Annotated in this window: 21 protein-coding genes and 1 rRNA gene; 21 read left to right on the top strand and 1 reads right to left on the bottom strand. The window is 69.7% G+C overall.

The genetic code is table 11. From position 1 onward, the window contains the following. Positions 1-39: 39 nt before the first annotated feature. Positions 40-441 (bottom strand): DUF1844 domain-containing protein, encoded by a 402-nt coding sequence (locus tag Q2K20_RS09305; RefSeq protein ID WP_069390177.1) that lies wholly within the window; start codon positions 439-441, stop codon positions 40-42. Between the two features lie 353 nt (positions 442-794). Between Q2K20_RS09305 and infC the strand changes: the two genes are divergently transcribed. From infC to Q2K20_RS09200, 21 genes are all read left to right on the top strand, one after another. Then, positions 795-1,379, top strand: coding sequence for a translation initiation factor IF-3 (gene infC, locus Q2K20_RS09300; protein WP_082923789.1), 585 nt, complete (start codon positions 795-797; stop codon positions 1,377-1,379). A 92-nt stretch (positions 1,380-1,471) separates the two neighbouring features. Next, a complete protein-coding gene (gene rpmI, locus Q2K20_RS09295) occupies positions 1,472-1,666 on the top strand; it encodes a 50S ribosomal protein L35 (protein WP_007630819.1) in 195 nt (64 codons plus the stop codon). A gap of 69 nt (positions 1,667-1,735) precedes the next feature. Beyond that, positions 1,736-2,116: a 50S ribosomal protein L20 gene (gene rplT / locus Q2K20_RS09290; RefSeq protein WP_007630820.1), complete on the top strand. Its 381-nt coding sequence runs from the start codon at positions 1,736-1,738 to the stop codon at positions 2,114-2,116. A 10-nt stretch (positions 2,117-2,126) separates the two neighbouring features. Then, positions 2,127-2,990: a TrmH family RNA methyltransferase gene (locus Q2K20_RS09285; RefSeq protein WP_269502775.1), complete on the top strand. Its 864-nt coding sequence runs from the start codon at positions 2,127-2,129 to the stop codon at positions 2,988-2,990. Beyond that, a complete protein-coding gene (locus tag Q2K20_RS09280; protein WP_067714054.1) occupies positions 2,987-4,648 on the top strand; it encodes an ABC-F family ATP-binding cassette domain-containing protein in 1,662 nt (553 codons plus the stop codon). The genes Q2K20_RS09285 and Q2K20_RS09280 overlap by 4 nt, the downstream gene beginning before the upstream one ends. Before the next feature lie 119 nt (positions 4,649-4,767). Beyond that, positions 4,768-5,817: a phenylalanine--tRNA ligase subunit alpha gene (gene pheS / locus Q2K20_RS09275; RefSeq protein ID WP_069390175.1), complete on the top strand. Its 1,050-nt coding sequence runs from the start codon at positions 4,768-4,770 to the stop codon at positions 5,815-5,817. Between the two features lie 43 nt (positions 5,818-5,860). Then, positions 5,861-8,380, top strand: a complete 2,520-nt coding sequence (gene pheT / locus Q2K20_RS09270) for a phenylalanine--tRNA ligase subunit beta (RefSeq protein WP_269502779.1) — start codon at positions 5,861-5,863, stop codon at positions 8,378-8,380. Continuing rightward, on the top strand, positions 8,373-9,212 hold the full coding sequence (gene thiD, locus Q2K20_RS09265) for a bifunctional hydroxymethylpyrimidine kinase/phosphomethylpyrimidine kinase (protein ID WP_067714077.1): 840 nt from the start codon (positions 8,373-8,375) through the stop codon (positions 9,210-9,212). The genes pheT and thiD overlap by 8 nt, the downstream gene beginning before the upstream one ends. Before the next feature lie 91 nt (positions 9,213-9,303). Next, entirely contained in the window at positions 9,304-10,122 is an 819-nt protein-coding gene (locus Q2K20_RS09260; protein WP_269502784.1) for a DUF2786 domain-containing protein, read from the top strand. Between the two features lie 112 nt (positions 10,123-10,234). After that, on the top strand, positions 10,235-11,272 hold the full coding sequence (gene argC, locus Q2K20_RS09255; RefSeq protein WP_067714078.1) for an N-acetyl-gamma-glutamyl-phosphate reductase: 1,038 nt from the start codon (positions 10,235-10,237) through the stop codon (positions 11,270-11,272). After that, complete coding sequence (locus Q2K20_RS09250) at positions 11,269-11,745, top strand: hypothetical protein (protein WP_067714079.1); 477 nt, start codon at positions 11,269-11,271, stop codon at positions 11,743-11,745. The genes argC and Q2K20_RS09250 overlap by 4 nt, the downstream gene beginning before the upstream one ends. 1 nt (position 11,746) lies before the next feature. Next, positions 11,747-12,682 carry an acetylglutamate kinase gene (argB, locus tag Q2K20_RS09245; RefSeq protein ID WP_067714080.1) on the top strand — a complete coding sequence of 312 codons (936 nt, stop codon included), beginning with the start codon at positions 11,747-11,749 and terminating at the stop codon, positions 12,680-12,682. Continuing rightward, positions 12,679-13,920, top strand: a complete 1,242-nt coding sequence (locus Q2K20_RS09240; protein WP_119193435.1) for an acetylornithine transaminase — start codon at positions 12,679-12,681, stop codon at positions 13,918-13,920. Before argB ends, Q2K20_RS09240 begins: the two co-directional genes overlap by 4 nt. Next, positions 13,917-14,894: an ornithine carbamoyltransferase gene (argF, locus tag Q2K20_RS09235; protein ID WP_119193436.1), complete on the top strand. Its 978-nt coding sequence runs from the start codon at positions 13,917-13,919 to the stop codon at positions 14,892-14,894. Before Q2K20_RS09240 ends, argF begins: the two co-directional genes overlap by 4 nt. After that, positions 14,891-15,388: an arginine repressor gene (locus Q2K20_RS09230; protein WP_082923787.1), complete on the top strand. Its 498-nt coding sequence runs from the start codon at positions 14,891-14,893 to the stop codon at positions 15,386-15,388. Before argF ends, Q2K20_RS09230 begins: the two co-directional genes overlap by 4 nt. A 57-nt stretch (positions 15,389-15,445) precedes the next feature. Continuing rightward, positions 15,446-16,645 (top strand): argininosuccinate synthase, encoded by a 1,200-nt coding sequence (locus Q2K20_RS09225; protein ID WP_269502795.1) that lies wholly within the window; start codon positions 15,446-15,448, stop codon positions 16,643-16,645. Beyond that, positions 16,642-18,081, top strand: coding sequence for an argininosuccinate lyase (gene argH / locus Q2K20_RS09220; protein ID WP_067714091.1), 1,440 nt, complete (start codon positions 16,642-16,644; stop codon positions 18,079-18,081). The genes Q2K20_RS09225 and argH overlap by 4 nt, the downstream gene beginning before the upstream one ends. A gap of 5 nt (positions 18,082-18,086) precedes the next feature. Further along, positions 18,087-18,308, top strand: a complete 222-nt coding sequence (locus Q2K20_RS09215) for a Trm112 family protein (RefSeq protein WP_067714095.1) — start codon at positions 18,087-18,089, stop codon at positions 18,306-18,308. A 56-nt stretch (positions 18,309-18,364) separates the two neighbouring features. After that, the gene (locus Q2K20_RS09210; RefSeq protein ID WP_067714140.1) at positions 18,365-18,991 is read left to right on the top strand and encodes a DNA-3-methyladenine glycosylase; all 627 of its coding nucleotides are present in this window, start codon (positions 18,365-18,367) and stop codon (positions 18,989-18,991) included. Between the two features lie 6 nt (positions 18,992-18,997). Next, the gene (gene tyrS / locus Q2K20_RS09205; RefSeq protein WP_172812119.1) at positions 18,998-20,278 is read left to right on the top strand and encodes a tyrosine--tRNA ligase; all 1,281 of its coding nucleotides are present in this window, start codon (positions 18,998-19,000) and stop codon (positions 20,276-20,278) included. Positions 20,279-20,824: 546 nt separating this feature from the next. Further along, positions 20,825-22,341, top strand: a 16S ribosomal RNA gene (locus Q2K20_RS09200). The last annotated feature ends 46 nt before the right edge of the window (positions 22,342-22,387 follow it).

Genomic DNA, 22,387 nt, shown 5'->3' with positions numbered 1-22,387 from the left:
GCGGCGCGGTCAGTGGGCGGCGCGGTCGGCGCGGCGCGGTCAGTAGACCGGGCCGGTGAACTTCTCGCCGGGGCCCTCGCCGGGCTCATCGGGGTACGCGCTGGCCTCGCGGAACGCGCGCTGCAGCCCCTGTAGACCGTCCTTGACGACCCGGGCCTGCGGCCCCAGGTGTTCGGCCGACCCGGCCACCAGGCCGGCGAGGGCCGTGATGAGCTTGCGGGACTCGTCGAGATCCAGTCGCGGGCTGGCGGAGGGGTCGTCGTCGGAGAGCCCCAGTTTCTCAGCAGCGGCACTCATGAGGACGACGATCGAACGGAAGATGATCTCCTGTGCGGAGACGTCCGCCAGATCGACGACCTCGACCTCGCGGGCGTCGAGGTGCCCCTCGAGCAGGTTCTCGGCGGCGGCCTGGTCGGTGGAGGCGGGCTGGTCGGTGGTCATGCCGAACACTGTCCCACGGACCGGTCGATATCGTGTCGCCAGCCACCGGTTTGGGGGCAACGCCGACGACTGGTACAGTCAACTCCCGACTGTGGGAACCTGCTACGTAGTGGGTTCCATCGTCCAAGAGGAGCCCGATCTCCCACCATCCGACGCCGGAAGGCAGTTTGATGGTCACCACCCCGACGAGGGGCCGCGAGTGATCGCGGAAGTCTCGTCGTCGACGGGTGAGGAGTGAGAGGCCCCCGGCATCCCTGCCGTGGGGCCTTCTCGGTTTCACCGGCGTACCCGGTGTGGCCCGGGGTCCCTCGAGGGCGGATGCGCGACCGCGCCAGTGGTCGCGACAGAGCACCATCTACCGAGGAGGGCCCATCAGCGCCGAAGCACGTATCAACGAACGAATCCGTGTCCCCGAAGTCCGACTCGTCGGCCCCGGGGGCGAGCAGGTGGGGATCGTTCGCGTCGAGGATGCACTTCGTCTGGCCCTGGAGGCCGATCTGGACCTCGTCGAGGTCGCGCCCACCGCGCGCCCGCCGGTCTGCAAGATCATGGACTACGGAAAGTTCAAGTACGAGGCGGCGCAGAAAGAGCGCGAGTCGCGGAAGAACCAGCAGCAGACCGTGGTCAAGGAGCAGAAGCTCCGTCCGAAGATCGATACCCACGACTACGAGACCAAGAAGGGGAACGTCGTCCGTTTCCTGGAGAAGGGCTCGAAGGTCAAGGTCACGATCATGTTCCGCGGACGTGAGCAGTCCCGCCCCGAGCTGGGCTTCCGTCTGCTCCAGCGCCTGGCGGACGACATCACCGAGTACGGATACGTGGAGACCAGCGCCAAGCAGGACGGCCGCAACATGACCATGGTCGTCGCCCCCCACAAGGGCGCCAAGACCCGCGCCAAGGCGCAGGAGTCCAAGGTCACGGACCCCGCTTCCGAATAGGCACTCCGCCGCCCAGACCACGGACGCCCGACGTCCGCACACCCGAGGTCCCACCGGGCCTTCCGGGACGAACCATGTGAGGAAGACCGATCATGCCGAAGATGAAGACCCACAAGGGCACCGCCAAGCGCTTCCGGAAGACCGGAACCGGCAAGCTGGTCCGCCAGCAGGCCAACCGTCGCCACATCATGGAGAAGAAGCCCACCAAGCGCACCCGTCGCCTCGACGGCCGTACGGATGTCGCCCCGGCCGACGTCCCCCGCATCAAGCGGCTTCTCGGGCTCTGAGCCCTCCCACCACCGAAGAGACTTCCGGTCGCCCACGAGCGACCGGCCCAAACCAGTGAGGATTGATCAGTGGCACGCGTGAAGAGGGCAGTCAACGCCCAGAAGAAGCGTCGGACCGTACTCGAGTCCACCAAGGGCTACCGCGGACAGCGTTCGCGGCTGTACCGCAAGGCCAAGGAGCAGATGCTCCACTCGATGACCTACAGCTACCGCGATCGTCGTGCGCGCAAGGGCGACTTCCGCAAGCTGTGGATCTCCCGCATCAACGCCGCGGCCCGCGCCAACGACATGACGTACAACCGCTTCGTCCAGGGCCTCAAGCTCGCGGGCGTCGAGGTCGACCGCAAGGTCCTCGCGGACCTCGCCGTCACCGACCCGGCCGCCTTCACGGCGCTGGTCGAGGTCGCGCGCAAGGCGCTGCCGGCCGACGTCAACGCGCCGGCTGCCTGACGCCCGCGAATTGACGAACACTCCGCCCGCAGAGGGCGCGGGACGACCCGCGGATCCGTTCACCGAACGGACCCCGCGGGTCGTTTCCGCATCCAAGCTCCACCGCGCCGCCGCCAGGCGTAAGGCCGGCCGGTTCCTCGCCGAGGGCACCAACTCGGTCGAGGCGGCGGTGGCCACCGGCGTCGCGGTCGAGATCTTCTGCACCGCCGACGCACTCGACCGGTTCTCCGGCCTGGTCGACGCAGCCCACGCAGCCGGGATCCCGGTGTCCGTGGCGACCGACCGGGCCCTGAAGGGGCTGTCGGACACGGTCACCCCCACGGGCATCGTCGCGTTGTGCCGCACCGTGGTGCGGACGGCGAACGCGGACCCGGTCGCCGGCGGGCCCGCGGCCGGGACCGAACCGCTGCCCCGGTTGGTCGCCGTCGGCCAGGCGCTGTCCGAACCCGGCAACGTCGGCACCCTGGTCCGCGTCGCGGACGCGCTCGGGGCCGACGCGGTCTGGCTCACCGAGGGCGCGGCCGACCCGGAGAATCCCAAGGCGGTCCGGGCGTCCGCCGGCAGCCTGTTCCATCTCCCCGTCGTGCGGGGGATCGCCGAGGACCACCTGATCGACCGGGCGCACCGGGCGGGCCTGCAGGTGGCGGTCGCCGACGCCCACGGAGAGGTGGACGTCGAGCGAGCGGATGACGTCCTCGCCGAGCCGACCGCGTGGATCTTCGGCAACGAGGCCCACGGGGTGCCCGAGCACCTCGCCGCGCGGGCGGATCTCCGCGTCCGCATCCCCATCCGTGGAAGGGCCGAGAGCCTGAACATCGTCACCGCCGCCTCCATCTGCCTCCACACGAGCGCCCGGCTGCTGGCGGGATCGTGACCGCGACCCTCACCGCCCGCGGATTCGGTGCCACCCGCGGGGCGCGGACCCTGTTCGACGGGCTCGACCTCGTCGTCGCACCCGGGGACGTCTGGGGTCTCACCGGACCCAACGGTGCCGGAAAATCCACCCTCCTCCACGCGCTGGCCGGCGACCCCGTCGCCGAGATGACCGGGCAGCTCACCCTCAGCCCGCCGGACGCCACGGTCGGGCTCCTCCGACAGGAGGTGGAGCGCGACGACGACGAGGTGGTCCGCGACTTCCTGCACCGCGTCACCGGCGTCGCGGACGCGCTCGAGCGGATGAACGCGCTGGCAGGGCAGATGGCGGATTCCGACTCGGCCGCCGACGCCTACGGGGACGCCCTGGAGCGCTGGTTGGCGCTCGGCGGTGGCGACCTCGACGAGCGGATCCCCGTCACCGCAGCCCGGCTGGGGCTGGACGACACGGTCCCGGACCTGCCGATGTCGGCGCTGTCGGGAGGGCAGGCCGCCCGCGTGAACCTCGGCGCCGTGCTGCTCAGCCAGTACGACATCCTGCTGCTGGACGAGCCCACCAACGACCTCGACCTGGCGGGGTTGGCCGTCCTCGAGGATTTCATGCAGGCCGAACGGCGCCCGATGGTGGTGGTCAGCCACGACCGCGAGTTCCTGGCCAGGTGCGTCACCGGCATCGTCGAACTGGACTCGGCCCAGCAGCAGATCGCCGTCTTCGACGGCGGCTACGAGGCATACCTCGCCGAACGGGCGCTGGCACGGCAACGGGCCCGCGACGCCTACGAGGAGTACGCGGGCCGGGTCGATCAGCTGAAGGACCGCGTGCAGACACAGAAATCCTGGCTGGACAAGGGCGTGCGCAACACGATGCGCAAGACCGGCGGAAAGGACGCGGAGCGCGACAAGCACATCCGGAACCGGGCGGGCCAGCGCTCCGAGAAGCAGGCCGCCAAGATCTCCCAGTCCGAGCGGGCGATGGAACGCCTCGAGGTGGTCGCCGAACCGCGCAAGGAGTGGGAGCTCCAGATGGAGATCGCGACAGCGCCCCGCTCCGGTTCCGTGGTGGCCGTGCTCGCCGAGGCCGTCGTGCGCCGCGGCGACTTCGTCCTCGGCCCGGTGACCCTGCAGATCGATGCCGGGGACCGGATCCTCATCAGCGGCTCCAACGGCTCGGGCAAGACCACGCTGCTCGCCGCGATCACCGGGGAGCGGGCGGTCGACTCGGGCCGCGCGACCGTCGGGTCGGGGGTCCAGCCCGGGACGGTGGACCAGGCACGGACGGAGTTCGGCGGGCCGGACCCGCTGCTGGACACGTTCTGCGTCGCCGCCGACCCGGCCGGCCTCGACCCCACCGAGGCCCGCACCCTGCTCGCCAAGTTCGGGCTCGGTGGAGAGCACGTCGCCCGCGCCTGCGCGTCACTGTCACCGGGGGAGCGGACCCGTGCCGCGCTGGCCCTCCTGCAGCAGCGCGGGGTGAACCTGCTGGTGCTGGACGAGCCGACCAACCATCTGGACCTGCCGGCGATCGAGCAACTCGAGCAGGCCGTGGACGCGTTCGGCGGCACGGTCCTGCTCATCACCCACGACCGGCGGATGCGGGACGCCTTCCGCGCGACCCGCGAGCTGCTGGTCGACGCCGGGTCGGTGCGGGAACGACACTGACGCGGCTCCCCCCGGCCATCGCCGGGGGGAGCGGGGGCGGAACCGGGGATCGACTAGTCTTGGCCCCGATGCGGGGCGGTCGACGGAAGTCCGCCGTGACGGGGAGGACGAGGGCACCGGTGAGCGAAGACACAGGCGAGGTCCGGATCGACGAGGAGTCGCTGGCGCGGTACTCCGCGGACGCCGAGGCCGCGTTCGCCGCCGCGGCGGATCTCGAGGCGCTGGCCGCCGCCAAGACGGCGCACCTCGGTGACCGCAGCCCCATCGCCCTGGGTCGTCGTACCCTCGGCTCTCTCCCCAAGGAGCAGAAGGCGTCCGCGGGCAAGGCCGTCAACGTGGCACGGACCCGGGTCCAGCAGGCGTATGACTCCCGCCTGGCCGAACTGCAGGCCGAGCGGGACGCCGCCGTCCTCGTGGCCGAGACGCTCGACCTGACGGTCCCGTCGGGGCGCGCGCCGGTGGGCGCGCAGCACCCCATCACCATCATCACCGAGCAGGTCACGGACGTGTTCGTGGCCATGGGGTGGGAGATCACGGAGGGGCCCGAGGTCGAGGCGGAGCACTACAACTTCGATGCGCTCAACTTCCTTCCCGACCACCCGGCGCGCACCCTCCAGGACACCTTCCACATCGCGCCCGAGGGCAGCCGGCAGGTGTTGCGCACCCACACCTCGCCGGTGCAGATCCGCACCATGCTCGACCGGGAACCGCCGATCTACGTGGCCTGCCCGGGCCGCACGTTCCGCACCGACGAACTCGACGCCACCCACACCCCGGTGTTCCACCAGGTCGAGGGACTGGCGATCGACAAGGGATTGACCATGGCGCACCTGCGCGGCGCGCTCGACGCGTTCGCCCGGGCCCTGTTCGGTCCGGAGACCCGCACCCGGATGCGGCCCAACTACTTCCCGTTCACCGAGCCCTCCGCCGAGGTCGACGTGTGGTTCCCGCGCAAGAAGGGCGGCGCCGGCTGGGTCGAGTGGGGCGGCTGCGGGATGGTGCACCCCAACGTGCTGACGGCCTGCGGCATCGACCCCGAGGAGTACTCGGGCTTCGCGTTCGGCATGGGCCTGGAGCGCACCCTGCAGTTCCGCAACGGCCTGTCCGACATGCGCGACATGGTGGAGGGCGACGTTCGCTTCTCCCTGCCGTTCGGCATCCGCTCCTGACCCGCCGCATCCACCCCCACCCCAGAAGACGAAGGACCCCACAGTGCGAATTGCGCAGTCCTGGCTGACCGAGATCCTGCAGCGGGCCAACGACGGCTGGTCCGTCAGCCCGGCCGAGCTCGACGCCGGTTTCGTGCGCGTCGGCCTCGAGGTGGAGGGTGAACCGGAGCAGTTGCCCGAGATCGACGGCCCGCTCACCATCGGCCGTGTCAGCACCATCGAGGAGCTGGAGGGCTTCAAGAAGCCCATCCGCTTCTGTCTGGTCGACGTGGGCGGTGACGAGCCGCAGCAGATCGTGTGCGGCGCCCGCAACTTCGCGGAAGGCGACCTGGTCGTCGTCGCCCTACCGGGCACCGTCCTGCCGGGCGGGTTCGAGATCGGCAAGCGCAAGACCTACGGCAAGCCGAGTGAGGGCATGATCTGTTCGGCCTCCGAGCTGGGGATCGGCTCCGACCACAGCGGGATCATCGTCCTCGCCGAGGGCACCGCCGAGCCCGGGGTCCCCGCCGGCCCGGTGTTGGCCGCGGGTGCCGGCGAGCGGGACACCGTGATCGAACTCAACGTGACGCCGGACCGTGGCTACTGCCTGTCGGCCCGTGGTCTGGCCCGCGAGCTGGCGTGCGGGTTCGACCTGGATTTCGCCGACCCGGCGGTCGAGCTCGGGCTGCCGTCGGAGAAGGAGGCCTGGCCGCTCGAGGTGACCGCCGAGTCCGGTGCCCAGCGGTTCGCCCTGCGCCGGGTCACCGGAGTCGACCCGTCCGCGCGGACCCCGTGGTGGATGGCGCGCCGCCTGCTGCTCTCGGGCGTGCGGCCGATCTCCCCGGCCGTCGACGTCACCAACTACGTCATGCTCGAGCTGGGTCATCCCATGCACGCGTTCGACGCGGGGCGCCTGCAGGGCGGGCTCGTCGTCCGTCGGGCTCGCGCGGGGGAGGCCCTCACGACCCTCGACGACGTCGAGCGCACGCTCGATCCCGAGGACGTCGTCATCTGCGACGACCGCGGCCCGATCTCGTTGGCGGGCGTCATGGGCGGTGCGAGCACGGAGGTCTCCGACGACACGACCGACGTCCTGCTCGAGGCCGCCGTGTGGGACACCCTCGCGGTGTTCCGGACCATCCGCCGCCACAAGCTCCCCAGCGAGGCGGGCAAGCGTTACGAGCGTGGGGTCGACGCCGCCGCGTCGATCGCGGCGTTGGACCGCGCGGCCACCCTGCTCGCCGAGATCACGGGTGGCTCCGTGGAGGCCTCTCTCACGGACGTCGGCTCGGCGCCCGTGATGCCGACGATCGCGTTCGATCCCGAGCGCCCCTCGCGGGTGGCGGGGGTCGGGTATCCGGCGGGGACCACGCGCCGCCGTCTGGAGCAGATCGGGTGCACCGTCGCCGGCGATGACGCGGTGTTGCTGGAGGTGACCGCCCCGGCATGGCGCCCCGACCTGACCCTGCCCGCGGATCTGGTCGAGGAGGTGCTTCGCCTGGAGGGACTGGAGAACATCCCGTCGGTGCTGCCCACCGCGCCCGCCGGTCGCGGACTCACCGCGTTCCAGCGCGGCCGCCGTGCCGTGGGGCACGCCCTGGCGGCGGCCGGGCACGTCGAGGTGCTCACGTCGCCGTTCTGTGACCCGTCGGTGTTCGACGCCATGGGACTGGACGACGACGACGAGCGCCGCAGCACCATGGCCGTGGTCAATCCCCTCGAGAGCGACAAGGCTCATCTGGCCACCACGCTGCTGCCCTCGCTGGCCGAGATCGCCCGCCGCAACATCACGCGCGGGGCCCGCGACCTCGCGCTCTTCTCGGTCGCGCAGGTGTCCTTCCGGACGCCGACGACGTCCGGGGTCGACATGCTGCCGGTCGATCGGGAGCCGACCCCGCAGGAGCGGGACAGCCTGGCGGCGTCGCTGCCCGACCAGCCGCTCCACGTGGCAGCCCTCTACACCGGTAGGCGCGAGCCGGGCGGGCACTTCGGCCCCGGCAGGGAGGCCGACGCCCTCGACGCGGTGGAGGCGGCGAGGATCGTCGGACGGGCCTTCGGGGCCGAGGTCGAGGTGCGGGCGGCCGAGCGCGCGCCGTGGCACCCGGGTCGCTGCGTGGAGGTCCTGGTCGATGGTGGCGACCGCGACGCCGGGCCGGGTGAGATCGTGGTGGTCGGTCACGCCGGTGAGCTACACCCCGCGGCGTGCGAGCGGCTCGGGCTCCCGGCGCGCACGTGCGCGGTCGAACTGGACCTCACCGCGATCGGCGCCCGGGAGGTGCTGCCGGCCCCGACCATCTCGTCGTTCCCGTCCGTGAACCAGGATGTGGCGCTCGTCGTGGACGTGGCCGTGCCCGCTGCACAGGTCGAGGCTGCACTCCGCTCGGGAGGCGGGGAGCTGCTCGAGAGCGCGCGACTGTTCGACGTCTACACCGGCGCCCAGCTCGGGGACGGGCGTAAGTCCCTCGCCTACGCGTTGACGTTCCGTGCCGACGACCGCACCCTCACGGAGGACGAGGCGAGCGCATGGCGCACGGCCGCCGTCGAGGCGGCGGAGAAGGCCGTGGGGGCGAGCCTGCGTGGCTGACGGTCGACGCCCCGCCGGTGCACGGGTGCCGCGGGTCCTGTGCATCGCGGGCACGGACCCGTCCGGCGGCGCCGGGCTGCTCGCCGACACCAAGGCCGTCGCCGCGATGGGCGGGTACGGAATGGGTGCCGTCACCGCGGTCACGATCCAGAACACCGTCGGGGTGACCGGGGTGCACGCCGTGCCCGTCGACGACGTGATCGCCCAGCTCGACGCCGTCGCTAATGACGTGACGATCGACGCCGTCAAGATCGGCATGCTCGGTGAGGCCGCTCTGGTGGAGGCGGTCGGCGACTGGCTTCGTCGTCGTCGTCCACCCCACGTCGTCCTCGACCCGGTGATGGTGGCCACCACCGGAGGCCGGCTGGCCAGTGAGGACGCGGCGCGGATGCTGCGGGACCTCGTCCCGCTGGCGGACCTGGTGACGCCCAATGTCCCCGAACTCGCGGTGCTGTGTGGCGGCGAGCCCGCGGAGCACATCGAGACGATCGTCGGGCAGGCCGAGCTCGTGCACGAGCAGACCGGCTGCGCGGTGCTCGCCACCACGGGCGATCTGGACGACGGCAGTGCGGAGGACGTGCTGGTGGAGTCCGAGGGGGACCGACGCACGACGCTGCGTCTGCCGTTTGTCCGCGTCGACACCCCGCACACGCACGGCACCGGGTGTTCGTTGTCCTCGGCGCTGGCCACCGCGCGGGTGGGGGAGAGGGACTGGGAGGCGGCCTACCGCCGCGTCCGCCCGTGGATCGACGGGGCCCTCCACGGCGGTCTCACCCTGGAGGTCGGCCGCGGTTCCGGCCCGCTCGACCACACTTGGTTCCTGCACCGCTGACCTGGGACGGCGCGGCCGTCCGCACCGACTGTGTCGTACACCTGTGCGAGTATCGGTTCCGCCGAACGGCCGAGACGATCAGGAGCAGACAGTGAACACCTCCCACAACACCTCCCACAACACCTCCCACAACACCTCCCACAACACCTCGCAGGGCACCTCGCAGAGCCGATCGCAGGACGGGCACGAGGGCGCCGGGCCCCCCTCGTCAGAGAAGGCGTTGGACAGGGTCCGCAAACTCTTCGCCAAAGCCGAGAGCGTGGCGGGCACGCCCGAGGCCGAGGTCCTGCTCGAGCGTGCCTACGCCCTGCTCGCCAAGTACGGCGTCGACGAGGCGCTCGCGCGGACCGGTCCGGATACCGCCGCCGCCGAGGTGGCGGTCATCGACCACGTGATCTCCGGGAGCTATCAACCCGACCAGGTGGGACTGGTGGCCGCCCTCGCCGCCGCGATGCACTGCCGGGCCGTCACGTCCGCCCGCGGCGACGGCACCCGGGTCGTGCACATCGTGGGGGTTCGCCGCCACGTCGAGCGGGTGGGCATGCTCGCCGGGGCCCTCACCGGGGTCATGCTCGCCGCAGCGGCCAGACAGCGGCCCTCCCCGGGTGTCTCCGCGGTCACCCACCGCAAGTCGTTCATGACCGGTTTCGCCTTCGAGGTGGGGCGGAGACTGGAGGCCGCCGAGCGGGGCGCGGTGGCCGAGAGCCGGGACGCCGCGGGCGCCGGGCTCGTCCTGCGGTCCGACTCGCAGCGGGCGGAGACCGAACTCCGTCGGCGCTTCCCGACCGCCGTCCGCGGTGCCCGCAGGCGGGTCGGTACGTCCGGGATCGAGGAGGGGCGTCGGGTCGGTGGCTCGGTGGATCTCGGCCAGCGCCGCTTCACGGGCGGCCGCCGGCAGATCGGGGCCTGACCCCGCACGCGGGGCGCCGGGCGGCGGGGCGTCGGACGGCGGGGGGCGGGGCAAGGGGCGCGGCTCGCCGGGCGAGATGCAAAACATTGCAAAGTGGTGCATACTCGTGCGTATGGCAATCACGGTGGCGGTCGCAGGTGCTTCGGGTTACGCGGGCGGGGAATTCCTCCGACTCCTACTCGGGCACCCGTCCTATGCGGCGGGGGAGTTAAAGATCGGCACGCTCGCCGCCGGGTCGAGCGCCGGACAGACGCTCGGGGAGCACCACCCGCACCTGCTGCCCCTCGCCGACCGCGTCCTCGCGGAGACCGAGGCGGAGACGCTCGAAGGCCACGACGTCGTGGTGCTGGGGTTGCCCCACGGGCATTCCGCGGCGATCGCCGAGCAACTGGGGCCGGACGTCCTCGTCGTCGACCTCGGGGCGGACTTCCGACTGGTGGACGCAGAGGACTGGACGGCGTACTACGGCTCCGAGCACTCCGGTACCTGGCCGTACGGTCTCCCGGAGCTCCCCGGGGCGCGTGAGGCGCTGCGGTCCACCCGCCGCGTCGCGGTCCCGGGGTGCTTCCCCACGGGCGCCACGCTCGCGCTGTTCCCGGCCGTTGCGGCCGGCCTCGTCGACGCCTCCGCCATCACGATCGTCTCCGTGACCGGAGCGTCGGGCGCAGGCAAGGCTGCCAAGGTCCCGATGCTCGCCGCGGAGGTCATGGGCTCGGCCAAGGCGTACGGCGTGACCACCCACCGGCACACGCCCGAGATCACCCAGAACCTTCGTGCGGTCACCGACGCGGAGGTGTCGGTGAGCTTCACCCCGGTTCTCGCCCCCATGGCCCGCGGCATCCTCACCACCGCGGTGGCGCCCACGACCGCGACCGCCGGGGAGCTCCGGGCGGTGTACGCCGAGGCGTTCGGAGACGAGCCGTTCGTCCACGTCCTGCCCGCGGGCGTGCAGCCCATGACCGCCTCCGTGCTCGGATCCAATGCGGTGCAACTCGGCGTCGAGGTCGACGAGCGCGCCGGCCGCGCGGTGTTCACCGCGGCGATCGACAACCTCGCCAAGGGCACCGCCGGGGGCGCGATCCAGTCGATGAACCTCGCGCTCGGACTCCCCGAGACCGCCGGACTCAGCACCGTCGGCCTGGCCCCGTGACCGCGGACGCCCTGGCGGGCGCCACCTCCAGAGGCCGGGTCCACGGTCTCGAGATGTGGTGGGCCCCGGAGGGAACCCATGCGATGTTCTGGGTCGCCCCCGCCGGCTCGACCGGCATCCTCAACGTCCACGGTGACGGGGCGGACGCGGTGGAACTGCGGTGGAGCACCCTGAGCGCCGAGATCCCGTCCACTCGCGCGGTCGTCCTGCTCGACGGCCCCGGCGTCGGAGACCCCGGCGCGGACTTCACGGCCGCGCACGAGGTCGCCGAGAACGTCGCCCGGTTCGTCAGCACGAGATCGGGTGTCGAGGCCGGCCCGATCGAGGTGCTCGTCTTCCGGCCTGACACCGATCACGCGCCGTGGCCGGAACCCGCACCGACGGCGGACGGAGCCGAGTTCCGTTTCCGACACCGCGGTGGCGCGGACGTCCGACTCGCCCTGACCATTCCCGACCAGCCCGGAGAGGCCTGACATGACCACCGAGATGAACGACGGCTCCACGCAGCTGACGCCGTTCGTCCGCGCGCACGTGCTCGCCGAGGCGCTGCCGTGGCTGCAGAAGTTCCACGACAAGATCGTCGTGGTCAAGTACGGCGGTAACGCCATGGTGGACGACGACCTCAAAGCGGCGTTCGCGGCGGACATGGTGTTCCTCCGCACCTGCGGGCTCAAGCCCGTGGTGGTCCACGGGGGCGGGCCGCAGATCACCTCCATGCTCGGTCGTCTGGGCATGGAGGGCGAGTTCCGCGGCGGGTTCCGGGTCACCACCCCCGAGGTCATGGACATCGTCCGCATGGTCCTGTTCGGCCAGGTCGGACGCGAGCTCGTCGGTCTGATCAACGCCCACGGCCCCTACGCGGTCGGGATCTCCGGAGAGGACGCGGGACTGTTCACCGCGGTTCGCCGGACAGCGATGGTCGACGGGGAACCCACCGACATCGGCCTGGTCGGCGATGTGCAGTCCGTCGACCCGCGGGCCGTCCTCGACCTCATCGAGGCGGGCAGGATCCCCGTCGTGTCGACCATCGCGCCCGACTCCGACGGAACCGTGCACAACATCAACGCCGACTCCGCGGCCGGGGCGCTCGCAGCGGCCCTGGGTGCGGAGAAGCTGATCGTCCTGACCGACGTCGAGGGGCTGTACACCGACTGGCCGGACCGCTCGTCCCTCGTGACGCATCTCGGTACCGAACCACTCGAGCGGCTCCTCCCGTCCCTCGAGAGCGGGATGGTGCCCAAGATGGAGGCCTGTCTGCGGGCGGTCCGGGGCGGGGTGCACGCAGCCCACGTCATCGACGGCCGCGTCGAACACTCGGTGTTGCTCGAGATCCTCACCGAAGGGGGCATCGGGACGATGGTCACCGAGGGCCACCACGAAACCAGGTCGCCGGCAGGAGTCGAGAAATGAACGACACGCACACCGTCACCGACACCCCGACCCTCACCGCGCGGTGGGACGACGCGCTGATGCGCAACTACGGCACCCCGCCGCTCGAGCTGGTCTCGGGCAGTGGCGCGACGCTCACGGGCGCCGACGGTCGTGAGTACGTCGACCTGCTCGGCGGGATCGCCGTGAACTCCCTCGGACACGGCCACCCGGCCGTGGTCGACGCGGTCAGTCGCCAGGTCGCCGAACTCGGGCACATCTCCAATCTGTACGTCCACCCCAGGGTGGTGGAGCTGGCCGAACGCCTCGAGTCCCTCTTGGCGGTGGACCAGCCGGTCCGGGCCTTCTTCTGCAACTCGGGAGCCGAGGCCAACGAGGCCGCGTTCAAGATCGCCCGGCGCACGGGCCGGTCCCGGATCCTCGCCGCGCAGAACGGCTTCCACGGCCGGACGATGGGGGCGTTGGCGATGACGGGCCAGCCCGCCAAGCGCGCGCCGTTCGAGCCCATGCCACCCGGGGTCGAGTTCTCCCCCTACGGCGACATCGACGCCCTGACCACGCTGGTGGAGCTGGCTCCGGGCGAGACGGCCGCCGTCATCATCGAGCCGCTCCAGGGCGAGGGCGGCGTCGTCGAGCCCCCCGAGGGGTTCCTCGCCGACGTGCGCGCCCTGTGCACCGAGCACGGCGTCCTCATGATCGTGGACGAGGTCCAGACGGGGATCGCCCGTACCGGTGCGATGTTCGCCTGCCGCAAGGCCGGGGTCGTGCCCGACGTGATCACCCTCGCGAAGGGGCTCGGTGGTGGCCTGCCGATCGGCGCGTGCCTCGGCGTCGGCGCCGCGGGCGAACTACTCACCGCCGGGCAGCACGGCACCACCTTCGGCGGTAACCCGATCTCGTGCGCCGCCGCTCTCGCCGTCCTCGACACGATCGAGTCCGATGACCTCGTGACGCACGTCGACCGCCTCGGCAAGATCATCGCCGCCGAGATCGAGTGCCTCGACCACCCACTGGTCGACCACGTGCGTGGACGGGGCCTCCTGCTCGGGATCGTGCTCACCGCGCCCGCTGCCAAGGCGGTGGAGGAGGCGGCGCGCGGAGCCGGGTACCTGGTGGGTGCCACCACGGCGGACGTGGTCCGCCTCGCACCACCGCTCATCCTCACCGAACAGCAGGTCGCCGAGTTCGTGTCCGCGCTGCCCGGGATCCTCGACACCGCGTCGTCCACCATCGCAGCCCAGAAGGAGTCCTCGTCATGACCGGCCCGACCGTCAGCTCATCGACCGCGTCGACCGCGACCTCCACCCCTGCGGTCCGTCACTTCCTCCGCGACGACGACCTCAGCCCCGCCGAGCAGGCCGAAGTCCTGGACCTCGGGTTGAAGCTCAAGGCCGAGCCGTTCTCCGCCCGACCCCTGGAGGGCCCGCGGTCTGTCGCGGTCATCTTCGACAAGACCTCCACCCGCACCCGGTTCTCGTTCGACGCCGGGATCGCGGAACTGGGCGGGAACGCCATCGTCGTCGAGTCCGGCTCCACCCAGATGGGCAAGGGGGAGACCCTCTCCGACACCGCCCGGGTGATGTCGCGCTACGTCGAGGCGATCGTGTGGCGCACCTACTCCCAGGACGGCCTCGTAGAACTCGCCGCCCACGCGGACGTTCCCGTCGTCAACGCCCTGAGCGACGAGTTCCATCCGTGCCAGATCCTGGCCGACCTGCTCACCATCCGGGAGAACTTCGGCCGCACCGAGGGACTCCGGGCGGTGTACCTGGGGGACGGGGCCAACAATATGGGCCACTCCTACCTCCTCGGGTTCGCGACCGCGGGTATGCACATCACCATCGCGGCCCCCGAGGGGTATCAACCCACCGGTCAGGTGGTCGCCGACGCCGAGCGGATCGCCGCGGAGACCGGTGGTTCGGTGACCATCACGACGGACGTCGACCGGGCTGTCGACGGCGCCGACGTCCTCATCACCGACACCTGGGTCTCGATGGGCATGGAGGACTCGGCCACGCAGCGTCTGCGGGACCTCGCCGACTACCAGCTGGACCGGGCGTCGGTGGCCAGGGCCTCGGACGACGTCATCGTGCTGCACTGCCTGCCCGCCTACCGGGACAAGGAGATCGCCGCCGAGGTGATCGACGGCCCCCACAGCCGAGTCTTCGACGAGGCCGAGAACCGACTCCACGCCCAGAAGGCGCTTCTGGTCTGGCTACTGGAGCGATCGTGACCGCCGTCGGCAGCGTCAGCAGGACGGCCCGGCACGCCCGGATCACGGAGATCCTGCGTCGCCGACCGGTGCGCAGTCAGACCGAGCTCGCCGAGGCGTTGGCGCAGGAGGGTATCGCCGTGGCGGTGGCCACCCTCAGCCGGGACCTGGACGAACTCGGCGCCGTGAAGCTCCGCGCCGCCGACGGAGGCGCCGGCCGCTACGTGATCCCCGAGGACGGCAGCCACGTGCCGGGAATCCCCGGTGGGACGGACCGCCTGGGCAGGCTGATCGCGGACCTGCTCGTGTCCGCCGACCACAGTGCCAATATCGCGGTCCTGCGCACTCCTCCCGGGGCGGCCAACTTCCTCGCCAGTGCCCTCGACCGGGCCAATCTGGATGACGTCGTCGGGACCATCGCGGGGGATGACACCATATTCGTGATGGCCCGCGAACCCGTCACCGGAGCTGAACTCGCCGACCGACTGGCCGGACTGGCACGGCGCCAGATCTGACCGGCCCCGCGCACACCGAACCACCCCGAACAGACCCCACACATCAAGGAGAACACCATGTCCGATCGCGTCGTCCTCGCCTACTCCGGCGGACTCGATACCTCCGTCGCCATCAGCTGGATCGGTCAGGAGACCGGTGCCGAGGTCGTCGCCGTCGCCATCGACCTCGGTCAGGGTGGTGAGGACATGGACGTCATCCGGCAGCGCGCACTGGACTGCGGAGCCGTGGAGTCGGTGGTCGTGGACGCCCGCAACGAGTTCGCCGATGACTACTGCGCTCCCACGATCAAGGCCAACGGCCTGTACATGCGCGAGTACCCGCTGGTCTCGGCGATCTCGCGTCCGCTCATCGTCAAGCACCTGGTCACCGCGGCCAAGATGCACGGCGGGACCTCCGTGGCGCACGGCTGCACGGGTAAGGGCAACGACCAGGTCCGCTTCGAGGTCGGTTTCGGGGCGCTCGCGCCGGACCTCGACGTGATCGCGCCGGTCCGTGACTACGCCTGGACCCGTGAGAAGGCCATCGAGTTCGCCGAGCGGAACGAGATCCCGATCAACGTCACCAAGAAGTCGCCGTTCTCCATCGACCAGAACGTCTGGGGCCGTGCGGTGGAAACGGGCTTCCTCGAGGATCTGTGGAACGCCCCGACCAAGGACGTCTACGACTACACCGAGGACCCGACCATCAACTTCGCCGCCCCCGACGAGGTCACGGTGACCTTCTCCGAGGGCGTGCCGGTCGCGATCGACGGCCGCAAGGTGAGCGTGCTCGAAGCGATCGAGGAGCTCAACCGTCGCGGCGGCGCGCAGGGCGTCGGGCGCCTCGACATGGTCGAGGACCGCCTGGTGGGCATCAAGAGTCGCGAGGTCTACGAGGCGCCGGGCGCCATGATCCTCATCACCGCCCATAAGGCACTCGAGGACGTCACCCTCGAGCGTGAGCTCGCCCGCTACAAGTCCGGCGTGTCCGACACCTGGTCCAACGCGGTCTACGACGGTCTGTGGTTCTCGCCGCTCAAGTACGCCCTGGACGCCTTCATCGACAACACGCAGCAGCACGTGTCCGGTGACATCCGGATGGTCCTGCACGGCGGCTCGATCACCGTCAACGGCCGTCGTTCCGACTCCTCGCTCTACGACTTCAACCTCGCCACCTACGACGAGGGCGACTCGTTCGACCAGAGCTACGCGAAGGGCTTCGTCAACCTGCACGGCCTGAGCTCCAAGATCGCCGCCAAGCGGGACCTCGGCCTGTGAGTGCGGAGCAGGGCGACTCCGGGCGCCACGGCACCAACACGGGCTCCCTGTGGGGAGGTCGGTTCTCCGGCGGGCCGTCGGAGGCCATGGCCGCGCTGAGCAAGTCCACCCACTTCGACTGGGAGCTGGCCCCGTACGACATCCGCGCGTCCAAGGCCCACGCCCGGGTTCTGCACCGTGCGGGTCTGCTCACCGGTCCCGACCTGGACGCCATGCTCGACGGGTTGGATCGCCTCGCCGCGGACGTCGATTCGGGGGCGTTCGTCCCGGCGCAGTCCGATGAGGACGTGCACGGCGCCCTCGAGCGCGGCCTGATCGAGCGGGTGGGGCCCGAGGTGGGGGGCCGGCTGCGAGCGGGCCGGTCGCGCAACGACCAGGTGGCGACCCTGTTCCGCATGTGGCTCCGCGACGCCGTGCGGGCGGTCGCGGCGGGGGTCCTCGATGTGGTCGACTCGCTCGTCGGCCAGGCGGACGCCCACCCCGAGACGGTGATGCCGGGCAAGACGCACTTCCAGGCCGCGCAGCCGGTCCTGCTCGCCCACCAGTTGCTCGCGCACGCCCAGCCGTTGCTGCGCGATCTGGACAGGATCCGTGATCTCGACCGTCGTCTGGCGGTGTCGCCGTACGGATCGGGTGCGCTGGCGGGGTCGTCGTTGGGGTTGGACCCGGACGCGATCGCCGCCGAGCTCGGTTTCGACCGGGCGGCCGACAACTCGATCGACGCCACGAGCTCCCGCGATTTCGCCGCCGAGGCGTCGTACGTGCTGGCGCAGATCGCGGTCGACCTGTCCCGCCTGGCGGAGGAGATCATCGCCTGGTCCACGCCCGAGTTCGGGTACGTGACGTTGGCGGACGAGTGGTCGACGGGCAGCTCGATCATGCCGCAGAAGAAGAACCCTGACGTGGCGGAGTTGATGCGCGGGAAGACCGGTCGACTGATCGGTAACCTGACCGGCCTGCTGGCGACCCTCAAGGCGCAACCGCTGGCCTACAACCGCGATCTGCAGGAGGACAAGGAACCGGTCTTCGACTCGGTGGCGCAGCTGGATCTGTTGCTGCCGGCCATGGCCGGTCTCGTGGCCACCCTGGAGTTCCATCCGGAGCGGCTCGCCGAGCTCGCTCCCGCCGGGTTCACCCTGGCCACCGACATCGCGGAGTGGATGGTCCGGCAGGGCGTCCCGTTCCGGGTCGCCCACGAGGCGGCGGGGGAGTGCGTCCGTGTGGCCGAGAACCGCGGTGTGGGGCTCGACGAGTTGGACGACGACGAGTTGGCGGCCGTGGACCCCGCGCTGACGCCCGAGGTACGCGAGGTCCTCACCGTCACCGGTTCGATCGCGTCGAGGAACGCCCGGGGCGGCACCGCGGGCGAGGCGGTGGCCGCGCAGCGCAGGCGGCTGGGCGAGATCCGCGACGAGTTCGCGGGCTGGGTAGGGTGAGCGCCATGTCCGTCATCGACGCACGTCTGCTCGAGATCCTCGCCTGCCCCGAGGACAAGGGCCCGCTCCTGCTCGCGGGATCGGAGACGCTGTACAACCCGCGTCTGCGCCGGGCCTACCGGATCGACGACGGCATCCCCGTGCTGCTGGTCGACGAATCCCGGCAGGTGGACGACGCCGAGCACGCGGAGCTGGTCGCCCTGGCAGGTGGAGGCACCGAGGGGTGAGTCCCCCGGACGACCGGACAGGCCCCGCCGTCGGCACCGATACCGATCGGTTCCGGTTGCTGCTGCGGGAGTCATCGCCTGACACCGCGGCCCGGGCTCTGCTCGGAGGGATCCTGTCCCACGGCGCGGTCTCGGTGAGGATCATGGAGGTCGAGGCCTACGGCGGGCCACCGGAATCCCGCTTTCCCGACGCGGCCGCTCACACCTGGCCGGGCCCCACCCCCCGGAACGAGGTCATGTTCGGGGACGCCGGTCATCTGTACGTCTACCTGAGCCACGGGATCCACCAGTGCGTGAACATCACGTGCCGGCCCGCCGGGGAGGGCGGGGGAGTACTGCTCAGGGCGGCCCGCATCGCCGGCGGCCACGAGATCGTGGACTCCCGCCGGCCCGGCGTCCCGGCCGAGCGGGCCGCCCGCGGACCCGGCAATCTCGGCAGCACCCTGGGCATCGACCTCACGATGAGGGGCATCGACGTGCTCGACTCGTCGTCGTCGGTCCAATTCCGCCCCGACCCGGTCCCCGGGCACCACATCAGGTCCGGTCCGAGGGTCGGGGTCTCCCGCGAAGCGGACCGCCCGTGGAGGTTCTGGGTGGCCGGCGCGCGGGAGGTCTCCGCGTACCGACGCAGCCCACGGGCCCCGCAGCTGACCCGCCCCGTGGTGGCCGGACACGCCGAGTGAGGGACAATGTCCGTCGTGACCAACAACATCCTCGATGAACTGCAGTGGCGCGGGCTGATCGCCCAGTCGACCGATCTCGACGCGCTCCGGGCGCACCTCGACGAGGGCGCCGTGTCGCTCTACTGCGGGTTCGACCCGACCGGGCCGAGCCTGCACGCCGGTCACCTCATCCCGCTACTGACCCTGCGCCGGTTCCAGTTGGCCGGACACCGGCCGATCGTTCTGGCAGGCGGCGCCACCGGCATGATCGGTGACCCCCGCGACGTGGGGGAGCGGGTCATGAACACCTCCGACACCGTGGCGGAGTGGACCGAACGGATCGCCGGGCAGCTCGAGCGGTTCGTCGACCTCACGGAGGGCCCCGCGGGGGCGCGGGTCGTCAACAACATGCAGTGGACCGGCCACATGACGGTGATCGAGTTCCTCCGCGATGTCGGCAAGCACTTCTCGCTGAACACGATGCTGGGTCGGGACACGGTCAAGCGTCGGCTGGAGGGGGAGGGGATCTCCTTCACCGAGTTCTCGTACATGCTCCTGCAGGCCAACGACTTCCTGCAGTTGCGCCGCAACATGGGGTGCACGCTGCAGCTCGGGGGGTCCGATCAGTGGGGCAACATCGTCGGCGGAGTGGATCTGAACCGCCGGGTCGACGGGGAGCCCGTGCACGCGATGACCGTTCCTCTGGTGACCTCATCGGACGGGAAGAAGTTCGGGAAGTCGACCGGAGGCGGGAGTCTGTGGCTCGATCCAGCGATGACGAGCCCGTACACCTGGTACCAGTACTTCCTCAACACCGCCGATGCCGATGTGGTGCGGTACCTGCGGTGGTTCTCCTTCCTCGGTAGGGAGGAGATCGACGAACTCGAGGAACTCACCCGGGAGAAGCCCCACATGCGGGCCGCGCAGAAGCGACTCGCCGAGGAGATGACCACCCTGGTGCACGGGGTCGCCGCCACCGAGTCCGTGCAGGCCGCCGCGCAGGCACTCTTCGGCAGGGGAGAGTTGACCGGCCTCGACGAGGCGACGCTGGCGGCGTCGCTGGAGGATGCCGGCGCTGTCGAGATCGCTCACGGTGAGCCCGCCACGATCGTCGATCTCCTGGTGGCCTCCGGTCTCTGCGACAGCAAGGGGGCGGCGCGGCGTGCGATCGGGGAGGGCGGCGCGTACGTCAACAACGAGCGCGTCTCGGATCCGGAATGGACGCCGACGGCCCCCGATCTCCTCCATGGTTCATGGCTGGTGCTCCGCCGGGGGAAGAAGAACTTCGCCGGGGTCAGGATCGCCTGAGTCCCGAGGATCGTTGACAGCGCCGGTGATCCCGGCGCTGTCGGCGTTTCGGCGGGTTACCTGCGGGTTTGCGTTTTCGTTCACGTCTGCGTAACTTATTGGAAGTCGCCGAGAGCGGCCCGGGCCGAGAGGCCGGGGACGCCGAGGAGACAGGCTCCGAACAGCAGGAAGATCCCGCCGGTTTGACCCGGTGAGACCGGATAGCTAACATGGAGAAGTTGCCCTCGAGAGAGTGGCAGCGGCGCCGCGAGGCGGGAAAGCAGACCGGATTGTGAATCGGAACGCGAACCTGTTACGCTGGTGGAGTTGCCCTCCTCGGGAGGGCAGCGAAGATCACCCCGGTTGAGGCGAGGCGAACAGCCCCGCGGAGACGGTGTGTGGGTGTTGTTTGAGAACTCAACAGTGTGTTTTGTTTGTGATAGTGCCAAATTTTTTGTTTGGTTGCGACCCTTTCACATCCCTGTCGTGGGGGTCGCGTTTTTGTTTGAACAGCCAGTTTTTGGTTTGTTTTTGCTTGGATTGTGCTTTTCGTAGTGCTGAGAAGCTTTTATGGAGAGTTTGATCCTGGCTCAGGACGAACGCTGGCGGCGTGCTTAACACATGCAAGTCGAACGGTAAGGCCCCTTCGGGGGTACACGAGTGGCGAACGGGTGAGTAACACGTGGGTAATCTGCCCTGCACTTCGGGATAAGCCTGGGAAACTGGGTCTAATACCGGATATGAACTCCTGCCGCATGGTGGGGGTTGGAAAGTTTTTCGGTGCAGGATGAGCCCGCGGCCTATCAGCTTGTTGGTGGGGTAATGGCCTACCAAGGCGACGACGGGTAGCCGGCCTGAGAGGGTGATCGGCCACACTGGGACTGAGACACGGCCCAGACTCCTACGGGAGGCAGCAGTGGGGAATATTGCACAATGGGCGAAAGCCTGATGCAGCGACGCCGCGTGGGGGATGACGGTCTTCGGATTGTAAACCCCTTTCAGTAGGGACGAAGCGCAAGTGACGGTACCTGCAGAAGAAGCACCGGCTAACTACGTGCCAGCAGCCGCGGTAATACGTAGGGTGCGAGCGTTGTCCGGAATTACTGGGCGTAAAGAGCTCGTAGGCGGTTTGTCACGTCGTCTGTGAAATCCCTCGGCTTAACCGGGGGCGTGCAGGCGATACGGGCAGACTTGAGTACTACAGGGGAGACTGGAATTCCTGGTGTAGCGGTGAAATGCGCAGATATCAGGAGGAACACCGGTGGCGAAGGCGGGTCTCTGGGTAGTAACTGACGCTGAGGAGCGAAAGCATGGGTAGCGAACAGGATTAGATACCCTGGTAGTCCATGCCGTAAACGGTGGGCGCTAGGTGTGGGGTCCTTCCACGGACTCCGTGCCGTAGCTAACGCATTAAGCGCCCCGCCTGGGGAGTACGGCCGCAAGGCTAAAACTCAAAGGAATTGACGGGGGCCCGCACAAGCGGCGGAGCATGTGGATTAATTCGATGCAACGCGAAGAACCTTACCTAGGCTTGACATATACAGGACGACGGCAGAGATGTCGTTTCCCTTGTGGCTTGTATACAGGTGGTGCATGGTTGTCGTCAGCTCGTGTCGTGAGATGTTGGGTTAAGTCCCGCAACGAGCGCAACCCCTGTCTCATGTTGCCAGCACGTAATGGTGGGGACTCGTGAGAGACTGCCGGGGTCAACTCGGAGGAAGGTGGGGATGACGTCAAATCATCATGCCCCTTATGTCTAGGGCTTCACACATGCTACAATGGCTAGTACAGAGGGCTGCGATACCGCGAGGTGGAGCGAATCCCTTAAAGCTGGTCTCAGTTCGGATTGGGGTCTGCAACTCGACCCCATGAAGTCGGAGTCGCTAGTAATCGCAGATCAGCAACGCTGCGGTGAATACGTTCCCGGGCCTTGTACACACCGCCCGTCACGTCATGAAAGTCGGTAACACCCGAAGCCGGTGGCCTAACCCTTGTGGAGGGAGCCGTCGAAGGTGGGATCGGCGATTGGGACGAAGTCGTAACAAGGTAGCCGTACCGGAAGGTGCGGCTGGATCACCTCCTTTCTAAGGAGCACTCACCACGCTTTGGTGTGGTCAGAGTTTGCGCAGG

Origin of the sequence: Dietzia sp. IN118, assembly GCF_032905965.1 — a bacterium.
GTDB lineage: Bacteria > Actinomycetota > Actinomycetes > Mycobacteriales > Mycobacteriaceae > Dietzia > Dietzia kunjamensis.
This window is presented reverse-complemented; position numbering and strand designations above follow the sequence as displayed.